The following is a 16771-nucleotide window of genomic DNA, read 5'->3' on the forward strand; positions in this document are numbered from 1 at the left end:
GGAACGATGAGGGGTCTGTGTTCAAGAGCGGGGCTGATGGCCCTGGGGCTGGCTTCGACGACGGGCTGGGCCGCATCCGCAGCGGCGGGGGTCGACGCAGAACTCGATGCCTCGGCCAGCGTCCAGGTCGACTTTCGCGTGATCTCTGCGCCGGTGGTCTCCGGAGGTTCGACCCTGGTTCGCATCGACCGGGGTGCGTCCGCAGGACTGGCGCCGGGCGATCGCGTCACGTTCCGGCCACTCGGCGGGAGCCCGGTGCAGGGCGTCGTGCAGACCGTCGAGGAGCGCGAATCCGTCGTCGACGTGGCGCAGGCCACCGATCAGCTCATGCCGGGCGTCCCCGGTGAAGTCGCCGTACCGGCCTCACGTCTCCCGGGCGGCGAGGATCCGCAGCCTACCGACCAGGGCGATTACCCGCCGATCGAGTGGACCTCCGACGAGGTCGAGTGGACCGAGGGCACGCCGCTGCTCGCGGAGGCGCGCGTGCTCGAACGGGAGGAGCGCCCGCCGGTCTGGCGCGGCCGCGTCTACATGACGTCCGACCTCATTCATGACGGAGTGGGAGCGGGGCGAGATGATCTCTTCTCGCGCCTCGGCATGGACGCGCGAGGGACGAACCTCTTCGGATTCGGCGGCGAGTTCCGGATCGACGGTGAGGTGAACATGCGCGACACCCAGGTAGCGGACGGTCAGGGGGAACAGGACACGCTCGCCCGCCTCGACCGCTTTTCGTATGCGCTCGGCGGCGTGCGGGGCGAGCCCCGGCGCATCGAGGTCGGACGGTTCTTGCCGCGCGAGTTCCCCGAACTCGGGCTACTGGATGGCGCCGAGGTCTCATGGCGTACCGGCGCGGGTCACAGCGTCGGAGCGAGCATCGGCTACTTGCCGTCCAACGACCGCGAACGCTCCACGGGAGATACGCTTCAGATCTCCTCCTGGGGCACGCTGATGGTCGACGAGGACCAGCGCTTTCAGCTCGGGGCCGCGCTGCAGAAGACGTGGCACATGGGCGAGGCGGATCGCCAGCTCTTCCTGGCGCGCCTGCGCTGGAGCCCGAACGGGCCGTGGAGCGCCTTCGCGACGGCCTGGGTCGACTTCTACGATTCGAACGATCCGCTGAAGCAAGATTCGGTCGAGCTGACCCAGGCCATCGCCAGTCTCTCGCGCCGGATCGGTAAGTACTCGGGCGTGTCCCTGTCCTCCAGCATGAACCGCTACCCGTCGCTTCTGCGGAACGGAATCCAGGACCTGGGCTCCAGCATCATCACCGACGGAAGCAACCGGCGCGTGAGCCTCTCCGGCTGGACTCGACTGAGCGACGTGGATCGCATCAACGTTCGCGCGGACCAGTGGGCCGATCAGAGCTCGAGCGGAGCGGGCGGAGAGTTCGGCTGGGGCCATCAGCTCGACGGTCCACGGATCCAGCGAATCAACACCTCGGTGTTCTACCGAGAGGGCCGATTCGGTGCCGTCAAGGGACTGCGTACCGGCATCGGCGGGCCCCTGAGTGGCGGTAGCTGGCGGGCGGACCTGGACGCGGGTCTCTTTGGACAGGCGCGGTTCGATGGATCTCAGGCGGATCTCTTCCAGGGAGCGCTTTCACTGGGCTGGGACGGCATCATTGGCGCTGACTGGCTTCTCTCCCTGACGACCGCCTATCGCTTCGGAGACGAGCAAGACGCCGTCTCGCTTGGTTTCCTCCTCCAGCGGAGCTTCTGATGGCACCGACCGAACGACTCCCCCGCAATCCACTGCTCCTGGCGCTCGCCTCGTTGATGCTCTTCGCATGCGTGGGGGGCCAGCTCTTCCAGAGTGAGCCCCAGGGCTGGTGGGCGGAGCGCGGGCCCGTGGTGCCGCACGAGACCTTTCCGGCGAGCTGCGATCTCTGTCACGAGCCAGGGGACTGGGTGACGCTCAAGCCGGACTTCGAGTTCGACCACGAGAAGGAGACGGGAGTGGCGCTGGAGGGTGCGCACGAGGGAGCCCAGTGTCTGCGCTGTCACAACGACCGCGGGCCCGTCGCGGACTTCGCGGCGCTTGGCTGTGCGGGCTGCCACGAGGACGTGCACGAAGGCCTGCAGGGCAAGCGCTGCGATACCTGCCACGACCAGCAGAAGTGGCGCGTCACGGGGATGATCGCCGAGCACGCGCGGACGCGCTTCCCGCTCGTCGGTGCCCACGCGGCGACGGCGTGCAGGCGCTGTCACGAGGGAATCGAGGCGGGCATCCTGGCGCCGCTGGACGTCGAGTGCATCAGCTGCCACCAGGCAGACCTCGCGCGCGCGGCCAGCCCGAATCACGTCGCGAACGGCTGGACGGAAAGCTGCGATCGCTGCCACATTCCGACCGGCTGGAACGGGGCCGCGTTCAATCACAACACGTTCCCGCTGACCGGGCAGCATCGCGTGACCAACTGCGCCGAATGCCACGTGAACAACGTGTACGCTGGCACGCCGCGTGACTGCGTCGAATGCCACCGCCAGGAATACCTCGGCACGACCGATCCCAACCACATCGCTTCTGGATTCCCGGAGGACTGCGCCCAGTGCCACACGACATCGGGCTGGGACGGCGCCTTCTTCAACCACTCGACCTACCCGTTGACGGGCAGGCACGCGACGGCAGACTGCGCGCAGTGCCACGCGAACAACGTCTATTCGGGTACGCCCCGCGACTGCGTGGAGTGTCACCGCCAGGAGTACCTGAGCACGAACGATCCGCCCCACGTCTCTTCGGGTTTCCCGGAGACCTGCCAGCAGTGTCACAACACGAGCAGCTGGGGCGACGCCAATTTTGACCACACGTTCCCGATCAACTCCGGCGATCACCGAAACTTCGACTGCATGGAGTGCCACCAGACGCCCAGTAACTACCTGAACGTCAGCTGCATCCATTGTCACGATCACCGGCAGTCGAGAATGGACGACAAGCACAGCGACGTGAACAACTACACCTGGAGCAGTCCGGCGTGCATCAGCTGTCACCCGGACGGCCGCGCGGACGACTGACGGCGGTCTCGAGCTCTATCGAGCGACCGGTGCGTCGACCAGCTTGCGGTCGATCAGGCACTGGGCCGTCGCGACGATCGCGTGGCTCGCGGGCGTGAATTCGATACCGAGGGTCTCGCTGGCCTTCTTGGCGGACGGGACGCGATGTTCGATCGCTCCGTCTTCCAGCTCGGTGGGGAAGTGCTCGGACAGGGAGGGGTAGGCGTTCCGGAGATCCGCGACGACCTCTTCCATCGTCATGAAGGCGTCCGACACGATGAAGCGTTCACCCTTGGCCGAGTCCATCTCGAAGGCCTTGATGTGAGCGGAGACGACGTCGCGGACGTCGACGATGCCGAAGGCCGCTGCGGGAATCTTGTCCATCTCACCGCTGAGCAGGCTGCGGATCATCCCGATGGAGGTGCCGTGATCGTCCTCGATCATCGGGCCGAGGACGAGCGACGGATTGATCGTGGTCAGCGCTGGGCCACCATCGGCGACCACGTCCCAGGCCTTGCGCTCGGCGAGGACCTTGGACTTCGCGTAGGTGGAGATGCCGTCGCCCTGGGGATCCGACCAGTCCTTTTCCGTGAAGACACCGTTGGGGCGCGTGGGCACGCCATAGGCGACGGCCGCGACGGAGGAGGTCAGGACCGCGCGGGGGATGCCCGCGGCCTTGGCGGCCTTGAGCACGCGCTCCGTGCCTTCGACGGCGGGGGCGAGGAGCTTGTCCTCGTCCTCGATATCACCTCCGGGGAAGGGTGAGGCCATGTGGAAGAGTCCGTCGCAGCCTTTCATGGCCGCGCTCCAGCCCTCGTCTTCCAGGAGGTCGGCCACCGCGATCTCGAGCGGGGCGTCGTCACGGTAGCTGGCGACGAGCTTGCGCAGCGCGTCGCCTTTTTTCTGGCTCCGGACGGTTCCGCGGACTCGGTAGCCCTCGTCCAGGAGGCGAAGGACGGTCTGGGTCGCGATGAAGCCGGTCGAGCCGGTGACGAGGATGAGGTCTTTCATGGTGGTGGGTCTGTGAGGGGCAGAACGAGGCTGGGCGAACGACTGAGACGATGACGGGGGCGTCTCAAGTCTCCCTAGGACCCACGTGAATCGGACGATGGGCTGGAGAGGATGTACTACGATCGCACGGTAGACACCGGTGGCCTGGGAGGGCCTCGAGACCCATGATCCACAAGCTCCTTGCGCGAGCGTTTCCGCTCGCGCTACTCCTCGCCCTCGGGCCTCTGGCTTCCGCAGCGCCGGATGTGGGCGATCCACTGCCGAGGCCCGGGTTCGACGAACTGAAGCAGACGGCGGCCAAGTCGTTCGAAGACTTCACAGGGCGCGTTCTCCTCATCGAATTCTTCGAGTACTGGTGAGGCCACTGCAAGACTCAGATCCCCTACCTCAACGCTATCCAGCAGAAGTACGGCGAGAAGGGACTGACCGTCATTGGCGTGGCCAGTGACTCCAAGGACAAGACCGACGAATTCATCGAATCGACGGGCGCGAAGTACGCGTACGCCTACGGCACGGGGAAGCTCTTCAAGGACGTGGGAGCGACCGGGTACCCGCTCATACTCCTCGTCGACTCTGGCGGCACCATCCTCTTTCAGGGAGATGCCTCCAAGCTGGACGAGTCGCTCATTGCGAAGGCGGTCGAGACCGCCCTCACGGTTCCGCTCTACGAATGGCCTGACGATCTGAGGAAGGCCGCGAGTTCGCTCCGGAAGGGTGATCTCGGCAGGGCGCTGACGGAGGTCGAAGACGCGGGGGAAACCCACGCGAAGATCGCGGGCTCGCTTCAGGGGATGATCGAAGGTCGTCTGACGGCCGTTCGAAGAGCCGCGGACGCGGGCGACTGGCTCGCGGTCAAGACGCTCGGCGATGCGCTGACGGGTGCCATCGAGGGACGACCGGAGGTCGACGTGGTGGAAGCGCTTCTCGCTCGACTGAAGGAGGACGACGCGAAAGACATCCTGAAGGCCCAAGAGCAGATCGCCAAGATCTTCGAACGCGACATCAAGGCGAAGCAGTTCGAGACCCTTCAGAAGAAGATCGACCGCATCGCCGAGGACTTTCCGGCCGAGAGCGTCGTGCGCCGCGACGCGGAGCACGCTCACAAGCGGCTCCGCGAGATCTGCGGGAAGACGTAGTTCCGACGCGTCCCGGGCCATCCCCGGGGCCTGGCTACGATCAGGGGAGCCAGGTCACGGCGATCGCATTCGTCAGGTTGGCGTTCGATCCGTTGCAGTGCGGGTCGACGTCGCGATACCAGCCCTGATAGTAGAGCGTGACGCCGGCCGTGACCCCGCCGCTCACCGAGATGGAAGGATGGCCAGGGCCGGGGTAAAGCGCAGAGCCCTGCAGCGTCGGCCGGACGCCAAGGCGGGTGATGGTTCCGCCGGCGCAGAGCAGACCTTCGGCGAGCCCCACGCCCGGGTTCTGGAGCGCTGTGCCCTGAAAGTAGAGAACGAACGTCTCCGGCATGCTGTCTCCCTGGAGCTGCAGCGTGTCGTTCGAGACGCTGGCAGCTCCGGAAGCGGTGAGGCCAGCGCCGACGAAGAGTGAGTGGGCGCAGCCAGCGCCGCCGCCCGGGAAGCTCTCGTTCCCGCATGGGCACGCGCCGCTGGAGCCATCGCCGGTGCAGACGGTCGTTCCGACGTCCGGGAGGTTCGGGCCGATCAGCTTGCGCCGGATGAAGGTGAACGCCGCCTGGTTCACCGCGCCGCCGAGCCCGTGGCCTGCGCCTGGGATCGTGCGGAAGTCGTGGGGGACGCCCGCCGCCAGGAGAGCAGCGGATAGCCGGATGCTCTGCGTTGGCGGCACGGACGTATCGTTCGTCCCGTGGGCGATGAAGAGCGGCGGGTCGCTCGGGTCGACCCAGGTGACCGGATTCACCCAGGTGGCGAGTTCGACGAGCTCCGGATAGGGCGGCGCGGGGTTGCTCTGGTTGGCGCGGATGTCGCCGACCCCCTGGCCGGGACCGTCCCAGCCCAGGAGGCGTGACTCGGGCGAGGTCGGCGCGTCGTGGTCGATGAAGCTCCCTGGCGGGAGCTGCGCGTCGAGCCCCATTCGGAGCAGGTCGGTCGGGCCGAAGAAGTCGATGCCCGCCTGGACGGCGCTGGAGACTCCGACGTGGGGTCCGACGGTCCCCTCCAGCTCGGCCACGCCGGTCGATACCGCCAGCAGCGCGGAGAGGTGGCCGCCCGCGGAGGTGCCGTAGCTGGCGAAGCGAGTCGGATCGAGTCCGTAGACGCCTGCGTTCGCGCGCAGGAAGCGCACGGCCGCTTTCACGTCGTGAATCTGGGCCGGGAAGGTGACCGGTTCGGGCGCGAAGAGGGCGGCCTGGGAGGTGAGGCGGTACTCGATGCTGGCGACGGCGAATCCCTGGTTCAGGGCGATCGTGGAGGGGCCGGAGAGACTTGCGTTCGTTCCGCCGGACCAGCCGCCGCCGTGGATGAAGATCAGCAGGGGCTTCGGTCCCGCGGGCGCTGGCGGGATGTAGAGGTCGAGGTGCAGATCCGCCTGTCCAACGGTAGCGTAGACGAGGTCCGGATGGGTGGGGCCCTGGGCCAGCGCCATGGGGAGGGGGAAGGCGAGGGCCGGCAATAGCGCCAGGGATCGGAGCGATTTCATGGCCCCTGGAACCCCGCAACCCGCGCCAGGTTCCGGGCCAGCGGATCCCATTACCTGAAGTGCGCGCGTCATCGCCAAAAAAAGCCGATACAGGCCAATCTGGAGCCGCCCCGCGCCGTTGGTCTCCCACACGCCCGCATCACGCGCCGTTGTTGCTCCTACTTCGTCTCCTGTCCCGAGTTGAGCCCCATGAATCGACTTCTATCTGCCTGCATCGCCCTCTCGACGTTCTCGTTGGCCCCACTCCAGGCACAGGTGAGCCTTCCTGAATCGTTCGGCAGGCTTCCAGCGGGCTTTTACGAGGAGTTCGCGCTGTCCGAGGACCGTGGGAAGACCCTTGACGCGCTCCTGCCCGGGACCGTGGAGCACTACTACTTCTCCAGCCTCGTGCTCCAGCAAGGGGGTCAGCTCGACTCCGTCGACGAGCTCCTCCAGAGCTGGAAGAAGACCCACGGGGAAGGGGCTGATTATCGCCAGATCGAGGCGCGTCAGGCGCTTCTCCGCGCGTCCACAGATCCGGCGGTGACCTATGCTTTCCTGGAGAGAGAGCTCGGGCTCCGCTTCAACGAGCGACGAGTGGTCCCAGGCGAGTCGCCGAACGCTCCGACCTCGCTCGATCCGGATCAGATCTCGACCGAGCGGCTGCTGGAGAAGGCGCTCCGCCGCAACTCGCGCCAGCCGCTGCAGGACATGGACCCTGTGCTCCTGGAGTCGCTGGTTCGAAGAAGGCTCACGGACAATCAGCGCGGTTGGCTCCTCGAGCAGCTGCCGCGCCCCGACGTGCCCGGGCTGGTGGAGCTGATCGTCCAGGACATGGCGTCGTCCGACCGGGTCACGTTCGGTACGCGCAGCGTTCACGCGAAGCTGACGCTCGCCCAGCTGGAGGCGCTGCGGGCCGCGCGCCCCGAGATGCTCTCCAACTCGACCTACGTGAACACGGTGATGCAGCGGCTCGCGCCCCGCTTCCCCGAGACGATCGAGGACCGTGCCGATCAGCTGGCCTACCTGGAGCGCGCCTGGGAGTTCGCGTCGCTCCTCCCGCAGGCGTTCGTCTCGCTCAAAGCGCATCTTCTGTACCACTGGATCGCCTTCGAACTCGACGGCGGCGGGGTGAACGAGGAACGGCTCTTGACCTACTTGCGTTTGCCGCGGCAGACCCGACTCTGGGTGAGCCCGCGCAACGACTCGCGCCAGCGCGCGTCGCTCGGAGATGACTTTCGCTCGATCACGCCTTTTCCCGCGATCGGCTCGGAGGACGCGCTCATCCACGAGTGCCTCCTGAAGGTCTTCCAGGCTTCGAACCAGTACCAGCGTTACGTGGGCGCGCTCGAGCAGGACTTCGTCCGGGAGACGTTCGCCGAGGCCAAGCTGCTCTACGGCGACCCGGAGCAAGCCGATGAGTACATCAAGTGGCTCGGCGCCGCGCGCGCGGAGGCCCTCCGCCAGCGAGTTGACATCGAATTCGCTCGCACGAACCCCCGCGATCTCGCGCCCGAAGACGAAGTGACGCTCCAGGTCGACGTCAAGAACGTCGACCGAATGATCGTCAAGGTCTTCGAGGTCGATCCCGTCGCGTACTTCGATCGCTTCGAGCGTCCGGTGAACTCGAGCCTCGATCTCGATGGACTGGTGGCGAACGAGACCCGCGTGCTGGAGTTCGACGCGCCGCCGATTCGGCGGGTCCGACGGGAACTCCGAATGGACTCGCTCTCGAAGCCAGGGACCTACGTCGTCGAGTTGATCGGCGGGGGAGTCTCCAGCCGCGCCGTGGTCGTGAAGGGGGCGCTTCAGCTCCTGGAGCGCCAGACGGCGGCCGGGCATCTTCTGCGCGTGATCGACGGGAGCGGCCAGCCCAAGGACGATGCGATCGTGCGATTCGGCGGTCGCGACTACCTTCCGAACGAGCAGGGGCAGATCCTGGTGCCGTTCTCGCCGCGCGGTAGCTTCAAGCGGGTTCTTCTCCGCAGTGGAGCGGTGACGTCGATCGCTCGCTTCGAGCACCGTGCGGAGAACTACCAACTCGCCGCGCCCGCCCACGCGCCGCTCGAAGGGCTACTGGAGGGCACGAAGGCCACCATCCTCACCCGACCCGCTCTGACGCTCAACGGTCGCCGCATCCCCATGGCCGCGGTCAAGGACGCAACGCTCTACGTCACGGCGACGACCAAGGACGGGACGAGGAGCCAGAGCGTGGCCACGGGCTTCGACTTCACCGAGAGCGGTGACATCGTCCACGAGATCACGGTTCCCGAGCGTGTCGACACGTTGACGGTGATGCTGCGCGTGACCGTTCGCAGCCTCTCCCTGGGTGAGGACGTCGTCCTCGACGGTGCGCCCACGTCGTTCCCCGTGAACCAGAGCCACACCGAGAGCCCGTTCCATTCCTACCTGACGCAGAACCCGGACGACGGGTACGCAGTCGATCTACTGGGGCGTGCCGGCGAGCCGATCACCGATACCGAGGTCCAGATTTCCCTCACCAACCGAATGGTCGGCGTGACCGAGTCGGTGCGGCTCAAGACCGATGAGCGGGGGCGAGTTCGGCTGGGGCCGCTCGCGGACATCGACTCGCTCCGCGTGATCTCGCCGTCGAACGCCACCAATGCGTGGGACATCCGGACGCTCCCCGCGGCGGGCCTTCCGGGTCAGCTGCACGCCCAAGCCGGGCAGCCGCTGCGCGTCCCGTACTCGGTGAGGTCGAAGGAGGTGACGCGAGCGCTCGCTTCGCTCCTTTCGATCGACGCGCAGGGTCAGCCGATCCGTGACCATTTCGACGCGCTGTCTCTGGCGAATGGCTACCTCGTGGTGGCCGGGCTGCCCGCGGGCGAATACTCCCTGACGCTGGAGCGTTTCGCGCAGACGTTTCGGTTGACGGTTCTGGAGGGCAAGATTGCCTTCGGGCACATCGTGGGAGAGCAACATGCGCTCGACGTGGTCGACGCCGTTCCGCTGCAGATCGTGCAGGTCTCGAGGTCGGGCGATGCGCTGCTCGTGCAGCTCGGAGGCTCGACGCCGAGAGCGCGAGTGCAGGTCATCGCGACGCGCTTCGTCGAGCCGATCCTTGCCAGGGGAGCGCTCGGTCTTGGGCTACTGGCGTCCCCAGCTCGAACCGACTTCGGTGCGCTGTTCACGACCTACGAGTCGGGCCGCGAGATCAGCGACGAGTACCGCTACATCCTCGATCGTCGCCTGATCGATCCTTTCCCAGGCAACATGCTGACCCGCCCGGGCTACCTGCTCCATCCGTGGGCTCTCCAGGAGACGGACGATCGGATGATGGACGATGGGCGTGATGGGTCACGGTTCGGTGGGAAGCGCAACTCGCGTGCGGGCGGCCATGCCATCGCGGAATCATCCTTCGAACCGCCCTCGGTGGCCGGAGGCGCCGCCTTCCACGCTCCTGATTTCCTTGCGGAGGGTGCCGTCTTCCTGACGGATCTTCGCCCCGACGAGCAGGGTCGGGTGCGGATCCCGATCGCGGACCTGGGCGACAAGCACATCGTGCAGATCGTGGCCATGGATGACTCGATCACCGTGGATGAACTGATCGTGCGTGCGGAGGCGCCGATGGCGTTGCGTGAGCGCCGGCTGGTCGATGCGCTGGATCCCGAGAAGCCGATGACCCAGCAGCGCCGGATCGAATTTCTAGGGGCGGGAGACTCGTACGTGATTCGCGACGCGCCGAACGCGGGCGCCAAGACCTTCGGGTCGCTGAGCGACGTGTTCGAGCTGTACCGCACCAGCGGGCAAGGGATCGAGGAGATGGGCCAGTTCGACTTCCTCGTGCGATGGCCCGAACTCTCCGAGCTGGAGAAGCGGTCGAAGTACTCGGAGTTCGCCTGCCATGAGATGCATGTGTTCCTGCGTGAGCGAGACCCGGAGTTCTTCCGGTCGATCGTGGTGCCGCATCTCTCCAGCAAGGGCCACGCGACCTTCATGGACGACTGGCTGCTGGACCGCGACCTGAGCGGCTACCTGGAGCCGTGGCGATTCGAGCAGCTCAACGTGGTGGAGCTGATTCTGCTGCTCCGTGAGACGGGAGGCGATGCCGCGGCGATCACGCGGGATCTGCTCGGGCTGCTGCCGCCGGGGTCATTCTCGCTGGACGCTTCGTTCGCGGAGATCCTGGCGAGCCGAGGGCTCTCCACCACGACGGCCTCGCTGGCGCTGGCCCTGGACAATGCCAGGAGTGAGGCGATGGAGAAGTCCTTGAGCTCGCTCGGCTACGCCGGCGCGCCCGTGGCGCCAGCGCCGTCCGGAGCCGCCTCGGATAGCGACGACTTCTTCCTGGGTCGCCAGTCGACAGAGACGAGGTCCCGGAGGCAGGCGGAGGCGGCGCCGGCGCTGGAGGGCGCGCTGAGCGAGCTCGCGGATCTGGAAGAGACGGTGGAGGAAGTCGAGCTGGATCAGCTCGGGCTCCGGCAGGAGGTCGAAGGCTTCTACTATCGCGATCTCGCCAGGACCGTCGAGTACGCTGAGACCCACTACTGGCATGTTCGCCTCGGAAGGATGAATGCCGATCTCGTGACGGTCTCGCCGTTCTGGGTCGATTTCGCGGCGGCGGGTCCCGGCCCGTTCACCTCGGGTGCCTTCCCGCTGGCGAATCGCAGCGTGACCGAGAAGCTGCTGGCGCTGGCGTTCCTGGACCTTCCGTTCACGGCGGACGAGCCGGAGGTGAGCGCGGACGGTCGCAGCGTGACGATCCAGGCGAAGTCTCTCATGTTCCTGGCGCTGGAGGATATCGCGCTGGCCGCGTCGGAGGAGGGCTCGCCCACGGTGCTCGTGGGCCAGGACTTCTTCGACCCCGAGCGTCGTAGCGAGACGGTGGACGGTGTGACCCGTGATCGATTCGTGACCGGTGAGTTCCTGAAGGGCGTCCGCTACGGGTGCCGCATGGTGGTGACGAATCCGTCGTCGTCCACGCTCCAGATGCAGCTTCTCGCGCAGATCCCGGAGGGTGCGATCCCGCTCGGCGACAGTCACATGACGCGCGGCATCCCGGTGACGCTCGGGAGCTACGGCACGACCTCGCTGGAGACGTACTTCTACTTCCCGAAGTCAGGGACGTACCGCGACTATCCGGTGCATGCGGGCAGCGGCAGCGTGCTCCTGGGCGCGGCGGAACCGTCGACCTTGCAGGTCGTGGACGAGGTCTCGGAGATCGATCGGACGACCTGGGAATGGGTATCGCAGAACGCGGAGCTTCCGGAGGTGCTGGAGTACCTCCGCGCCAAGAACCCGCGCGACCTCGATCTCGGGCAGATCGCCTGGCGCATGGGAGATCCAGGTGCGTTCGCGTCGGTGACGGACACGCTCGGCCAGCGCGGCCTCTTCCCGGACGTGCTCTGGAAGTACGCGGTCAAGCACCGGGACGCCGCACGGACGGAGCGCTTCCTGGCAGCACAGGAGGGATTCGTCCAGCGCGTGGCTGCGCCCTTCGCCTCGCCGTTGCTCAGTCTCGACGCACGTGACCGGAAGGCCTACGAGCATCTCGCCTACGAGCCGCTCGTGAACGGCCGCACCCATGAGTTCGGCGGCGAGCGGAAGATCCTGAACGACCAGTTCCGCGGGCAGTACCAGCGGTTCCTGTCGACGCTCGTCCTCGAGGAGGAGATCGACGCGGAGGAGCGCGTCGAACTCGTGTACTACCTCCTTCTGCAGGATCGAATCGCCGAGGCGCTCCGCTTCTACGGGAGCATCGACGCCAGCAATCTGCGGACTCGGGTGCAGTACGACTACATGACGGCGTACATGGCGTTCTACCGGGAGGACGTGGCCATGGCCCGCGGCGTGGCCGAGGGCTACCGGGACTACCCGGTCGACCTCTGGCGGTCGCGCTTCCGCAACGTGCTGACCCAGGCGGACGAGATCGAGGGTCAGCCGGGCAGCGGGTTCGGCGCGGATCCCGACGATCGGGACCAGAGCCAGGGGGCTCTGGCGGGCGCGGAACCGCTCCTTGCCGTGGAGGTCGATGGGGGCAATGTGATCGTCAGCGCCGAGTCGATCGACGAGGTCGAGGTCCGCTACCACCGGATGGACGTGGAGTTTCTGTTCTCGAACAGCCCGTTCGTGCGTGGCGGCCAGGGCACGTTCGGGGTGATCCGTCCGTCCCGCGTGGACCGCTATCAGGTCCAGTCGGACCAAACTCAGCTCTCGATCCCTCTGCCCGATGACCTCCGAACCGCGAACGTGGTGGTCGAGGTCCGGGGCGAGGGCATCACCCGCCAGGCGACCTATTTCGCGGGCGACCTGGTGGTCCAGGGAATCGAGCGCTACGGCCAGATCCGCGTGCGAGCGGGCGCAGAAGGCGCCGCTCTCCCGAAGGCGTACGTGAAGGTCTACGCTCTCCTCCAGAACGGAGAGACCCGCTTCCACAAGGACGGCTACACGGACCTGAGGGGCCGCTTCGACTACGTCTCCCTCTCAGGAGTCAGCGGCCCTTCCGTGGAACGCTACGCCCTACTGGTGATGCACGAGGCGGCCGGCGCGAGCATGCTAGAACTCGCCCCCCCGTCCCGCTGACCGGAAAGCCAAGGCCCAGGAACCCGAAACGTCTGTACCTGGTCCGTCCGTTCCGGAACGTCTGCACCTGGTCCGTTTGTTCCGGAACAAACGGACCAGGTGCAGACGTTCCGGAACGGACGGACCAGGTGCAGACGTGTCGGGTTCTTGGGGACTCGGTGGCATTGGTGGGGATGGGAGGTTAGAAACGGAGCTTCATGCAAGTTCCTTCACGCGATCAGCTTCGAGCCAGCCTCGCTGGTTTTGACGATGCGCAGACCAAGGTGGCCGGGGGAGTTCTTGCGGTCATGTTTGGTGAGCCGACGCGGGTCCAGGATCGGGAATGGATGTCCGAGCAGTTCACCCAGGTGGCGCTCCTGACCGGGCAGTTCGATGAGGTCGAGCATGCCCATGAGGGGCTGGAGATTGCCCAGCAATGGATCCAGGCGAACATTTCGACGGTCTTGAACGCGTGCTATGCCCTCTTCGTTCACGTGGCTGACGACATGCGGCAGGAGCACGGGGAGAGGCCCTTCTCGGCCAGCGACGCCATGATCCAGGCGCTCGGCTACTTCGATCAGAGGTAGGAGCTGCTATCGGAGGAGGGCGCGGCGCTCTTCCGTGAACGCACGGACCCTCGGGAAGACCTCCAGCACGAGAGCTTCGAGTTCTTCGCCGCGGCGGTGAAGCACGTCGATCCCTTCCGTAATCGGCGTGCTCCTCCGCATCCGGCGATCGATGCCGTGCAGCGCGCGCTCGATGTTTCGTATATCGCCGTAGCTGCCGAGCCAGTCGCGCTCGATCATCGACGGCGCGACCTCGCGAAGGCGCGGCGGGAGCACGTGCGCGTGCACTTCGAGAGCGCGGTAGAGGCTGGAGGTGACGCTCTCCATCGGCCGGTCGCAGAGGTCGGACCAGCGCCGCACGAGAAAGTGGTCGAAGAACACGTCCGTCAGGATGCCGGCGAAGCGGCGCAGGTGCGGGGGGTACGAGCGCCGTTCCTCGCGGATCTCCGGCAGAGCGTCGAACCACGCGTCGACGGCGCGATGCTCCTCGAGCGCAAAGCGCATCGTGGGCGTGAGACGCTCGACGTCGAGGCCCTTCGAGAAGTCACCGAGGAGCGAGCCGAGCCTCGCTTCTTCCGAATCTTCCGCGAGCGTCGAGTGGGCGAGGTAGTTCACACCCGGTCGCGCAGCTTCTGGAGCTGGTCGACGGTCGCCTGCAGATCCTGCGGCAGCTCGCTCGCGAACTCCATGCGCTCGCCCGTACCGGGGTGGCGGAAGGCCAGCTTCCACGCGTGGAGCGCCAGGCGTGCGGGCGCGGCAACGCCGCCTGGCAGGGGGCGCTGCTGCTGCGAGCCGTAGAGTGGATCGCCGAGCACCGGCAGCCCGCGCGCGGCGAGGTGCACGCGGATCTGGTGCCGGCGACCCGTGTGCAGCCTGCATGCGAGCAGCGCGTGTGTCCCGAACGACTGGAGCACCTGGAAGTCCGTGTGCGCGTCCTTGCCGTGCGCGTGGTCGATCTGCTGACGATCGGCCTTCCCCGGGACCGGGCCGAGGGGATCCTCGATGGTGAAGTCCGTCTCCAGCGGCGAGCCCGAGGACAGGCACTGGTACACCTTGAGCACGGAGCGATCCCGGAACTGATCCTGGAGGTTCTCCAGCGCCGGCTCGTGGCGCGCGACCACGAGGATGCCGCTGGTGTCGCGATCGAGCCGGTGCACGATGCCGGGCCGCTCGAGCCCGCGGCTGATCGGGAGAGGCCCGAACAGCTCGTCGAGCTGACTCGCGAGGTCGTCGCTGTCGGGCCGTCGATCCGCGCCGTGGGTCAGTAGCCCGGCCGGCTTCACGACGACGAGGATGTCGGCATCCTGGTGGAGTACCTCGATCGTGGGGGCGGGAGCCTCGCGCTCGATCTCGATGGCCGTTCCCTTGGGAACGCGTCCATTGGAGCGCGCCACCACCTTGCCGTTGACCCGGACCTTCCCGCGACGAACGAGCTTCTGGAGCTGAGATCGGGAGAGGTCCTTGACGAGTTCCTCGAGCACGACGTCGAGGCGATCACCGCTGAGGTTCTTGGGGACGACGTAGGTGATGCGTTGGAGGGGCATGGCGGCTATTGTCGATCGCACGGCCCAAAGAGCAAGCAGCGAACGGAAGCGCTGCGGGCGCGCCCCGCCTGCCTGGCCCCACCGCACACCGACTGCTTCGTCGGTGGACGGGTCACCGTTTCCGGAACCGGAGCGCCATGCTCCAGAACGCCACGAAAGCGGCCGCGACGGACGTCAGGAACGGGTAGCGCATGAGGTCGGGGAAACGCTCGCCGACCATCCACACGCCGGTGCCTGCGACCATCGCAGCGATGGCACTCGCAGCTCCGCCGCGGCGCGTCGCGAGGCCCATGGAAACCGCGACGACGATGCCTGCGCTGCCGAAGGCGGAGGCGCGCTCGATCAGGGCCAGAACGCTCTCGGCGGTGACGGCGAAGCGCCAGGCGACCAGGCCGCACAGGACGACGCCGGCGCGCGCCAGCAGGAGCTTGCGTCGCTCGGTCGTGTCGCCCTGGCGGACCACGTTGCGCGCCACGAGCGATCCCGCGACGAGCAGCGCACTATCGACCGTGGAAAGAATCGCGGAGACCAGCGCGCCCGCGAAGAGGACGTAGAGCGCCGCAGGCAGGAACTCCTTCGCCACCGAGGGGAGGAACGCGTCGCCCTCTCCGAAGGAATGCTCCAGCGCCGGGGCCAGGCTCGGCGCCAGCAGCGCGACCGTCACGGGGATGGCGCCGACGACGAGGTAGATCAGCCCGCCAGCGATGCCCGCCGTGCGCGCGGCCGGAGCGCTCCTCGCGGCGAAGCTCCGCGCCAGAACCTCCTGCGCGGTGACGGATCCGATGATCGGGATCGCCCAGGCTTCGGCCACGTCGAACCAGCCGGTTCTCTCCGGCAGCGAGAAGCTGATCCTGTCGCCCGGGAGCGCGGCCCACGCCGCCGCCGGTCCGCCGAGCGCATGGATGACGGCGCCCAGCACGAGCAGCAGGCCGAGGACCAGGATGCTCGCCTGAATACAGTCCGTCCATACATCCGCCAGCAGCCCGCCGAGCACGGTGTAGACGATCGCAATGCATGCGGCGAGGGCGAGGGCCGCCTGGAGGCTGAGTCCCTCCGAACTGGAGACGAGGATCTCCGAGAACGCGCGAATCTGGGCCGCGGCCCAGAAGATCGAGCTCGGCAGCAGCACAAGCGCGGAGAGGCCTTCGGTGGCCCCGCCGAAGCGGGTCCGAAAGAAGTCCGACAGCGTCACGATCCCGCGGCGCCAGAGCGGTGCCGCGAAGACCACGCCGGTGACGATGAGGCAGAGCCCGTAGCCGAACGGCTCGACCGTCAGGATGGAAAGGCCCTCGGCGCTGACGCTACCGGCGGCGCCGAGGCAGGTCTCCGCCCCGAACCAGGTGGCGAAGACACTGATCGCCGCCAGCCCCGGCCCGAGCCGCCGACCCGCCACGAAGAAGTCGGTCTCGTTCGCGATGGTCCGCGAGGCGATGACGCCGACGGCGAGCTGAAGCGCCACGTAGGCGAGGATTCCGGCGAGGAGGACGGTCAAGGGCTGGCAGAATCGTACCCATCGCTTCCGGTGTCAATCCCGGAGTCGAGT

At 67.0% G+C, this 16771-nt stretch carries 10 protein-coding genes and 1 pseudogene; 6 read left to right on the plus strand and 5 right to left on the minus strand.

Features of this window, described 5'->3' with window-relative positions:
- Window positions 1-36 precede the first annotated feature (36 nt).
- Window positions 37-1719, plus strand: coding sequence for a hypothetical protein (locus Poly30_RS03705; protein ID WP_145194675.1), 1683 nt, complete (start codon window positions 37-39; stop codon window positions 1717-1719).
- A complete protein-coding gene (locus tag Poly30_RS03710; protein WP_145194676.1) occupies window positions 1719-3008 on the plus strand; it encodes a hypothetical protein in 1290 nt (429 codons plus the stop codon). Before Poly30_RS03705 ends, Poly30_RS03710 begins: the two co-directional genes overlap by 1 nt.
- Window positions 3009-3023: 15 nt before the next feature.
- On the opposite strand, the gene Poly30_RS03715 is transcribed toward Poly30_RS03710, so the two are convergent.
- A complete protein-coding gene (locus Poly30_RS03715) occupies window positions 3024-3998 on the minus strand; it encodes an SDR family oxidoreductase (protein WP_145194677.1) in 975 nt (324 codons plus the stop codon).
- A 164-nt stretch (window positions 3999-4162) separates the two neighbouring features.
- On the opposite strand from Poly30_RS03715, the gene Poly30_RS03720 reads away from it, so the two are divergent.
- The gene (locus Poly30_RS03720; protein ID WP_145194678.1) at window positions 4163-4357 is read left to right on the plus strand and encodes a hypothetical protein; all 195 of its coding nucleotides are present in this window, start codon (window positions 4163-4165) and stop codon (window positions 4355-4357) included.
- Between the two features lie 15 nt (window positions 4358-4372).
- Window positions 4373-5134: pseudogene (locus Poly30_RS03725) on the plus strand (TlpA disulfide reductase family protein); the annotation flags it as partial.
- Window positions 5135-5174: 40 nt separating this feature from the next.
- Here the strand turns inward: Poly30_RS03725 and Poly30_RS03730 are convergent.
- Window positions 5175-6617, minus strand: coding sequence for an alpha/beta hydrolase (locus tag Poly30_RS03730; RefSeq protein ID WP_419190916.1), 1443 nt, complete (start codon window positions 6615-6617; stop codon window positions 5175-5177).
- Window positions 6618-6806: 189 nt separating this feature from the next.
- On the opposite strand from Poly30_RS03730, the gene Poly30_RS03735 reads away from it, so the two are divergent.
- Together Poly30_RS03735 and Poly30_RS03740 are read left to right on the plus strand one after the other, a co-directional pair.
- Complete coding sequence (locus tag Poly30_RS03735) at window positions 6807-13139, plus strand: hypothetical protein (protein ID WP_145194681.1); 6333 nt, start codon at window positions 6807-6809, stop codon at window positions 13137-13139.
- Between the two features lie 197 nt (window positions 13140-13336).
- Window positions 13337-13705 (plus strand): hypothetical protein, encoded by a 369-nt coding sequence (locus Poly30_RS03740; protein ID WP_145194682.1) that lies wholly within the window; start codon window positions 13337-13339, stop codon window positions 13703-13705.
- Between the two features lie 6 nt (window positions 13706-13711).
- Here Poly30_RS03740 and Poly30_RS03745 read toward each other — a convergent pair whose 3' ends face one another.
- The 3 genes from Poly30_RS03745 to Poly30_RS03755 form a co-directional block, all read right to left on the minus strand.
- Window positions 13712-14299 (minus strand): acyl carrier protein phosphodiesterase, encoded by a 588-nt coding sequence (locus tag Poly30_RS03745; RefSeq protein ID WP_145194683.1) that lies wholly within the window; start codon window positions 14297-14299, stop codon window positions 13712-13714.
- Complete coding sequence (locus Poly30_RS03750; RefSeq protein WP_145194684.1) at window positions 14296-15228, minus strand: RluA family pseudouridine synthase; 933 nt, start codon at window positions 15226-15228, stop codon at window positions 14296-14298. The genes Poly30_RS03745 and Poly30_RS03750 overlap by 4 nt, the downstream gene beginning before the upstream one ends.
- Window positions 15229-15340: 112 nt before the next feature.
- Window positions 15341-16720 carry a sodium:solute symporter family transporter gene (locus Poly30_RS03755; RefSeq protein WP_145194685.1) on the minus strand — a complete coding sequence of 460 codons (1380 nt, stop codon included), beginning with the start codon at window positions 16718-16720 and terminating at the stop codon, window positions 15341-15343.
- Between the last annotated feature and the right edge of the window lie 51 nt (window positions 16721-16771).

This window comes from Saltatorellus ferox, assembly GCA_007751475.1.
Classification (GTDB): domain Bacteria; phylum Planctomycetota; class UBA1135; order UBA1135.

Bases quoted from the DNA above. Each gene is read 5' to 3' on its own strand.
- Poly30_RS03715 (WP_145194677.1), bottom strand. From the start codon at position 3,998: ATGAAAGACCTCATCCTCGTCACCGGCTCGACCGGCTTCATCGCGACC.
- Poly30_RS03750 (WP_145194684.1), bottom strand. From the start codon at position 15,228: ATGCCCCTCCAACGCATCACCTACGTCGTCCCCAAGAACCTCAGCGGT.
- Poly30_RS03735 (WP_145194681.1), top strand. From the start codon at position 6,807: ATGAATCGACTTCTATCTGCCTGCATCGCCCTCTCGACGTTCTCGTTG.
- Poly30_RS03705 (WP_145194675.1), top strand. From the start codon at position 37: ATGGCCCTGGGGCTGGCTTCGACGACGGGCTGGGCCGCATCCGCAGCG.
- Poly30_RS03720 (WP_145194678.1), top strand. From the start codon at position 4,163: ATGATCCACAAGCTCCTTGCGCGAGCGTTTCCGCTCGCGCTACTCCTC.
- Poly30_RS03740 (WP_145194682.1), top strand. From the start codon at position 13,337: ATGCAAGTTCCTTCACGCGATCAGCTTCGAGCCAGCCTCGCTGGTTTT.
- Poly30_RS03730 (WP_419190916.1), bottom strand. From the start codon at position 6,617: ATGAAATCGCTCCGATCCCTGGCGCTATTGCCGGCCCTCGCCTTCCCC.
- Poly30_RS03710 (WP_145194676.1), top strand. From the start codon at position 1,719: ATGGCACCGACCGAACGACTCCCCCGCAATCCACTGCTCCTGGCGCTC.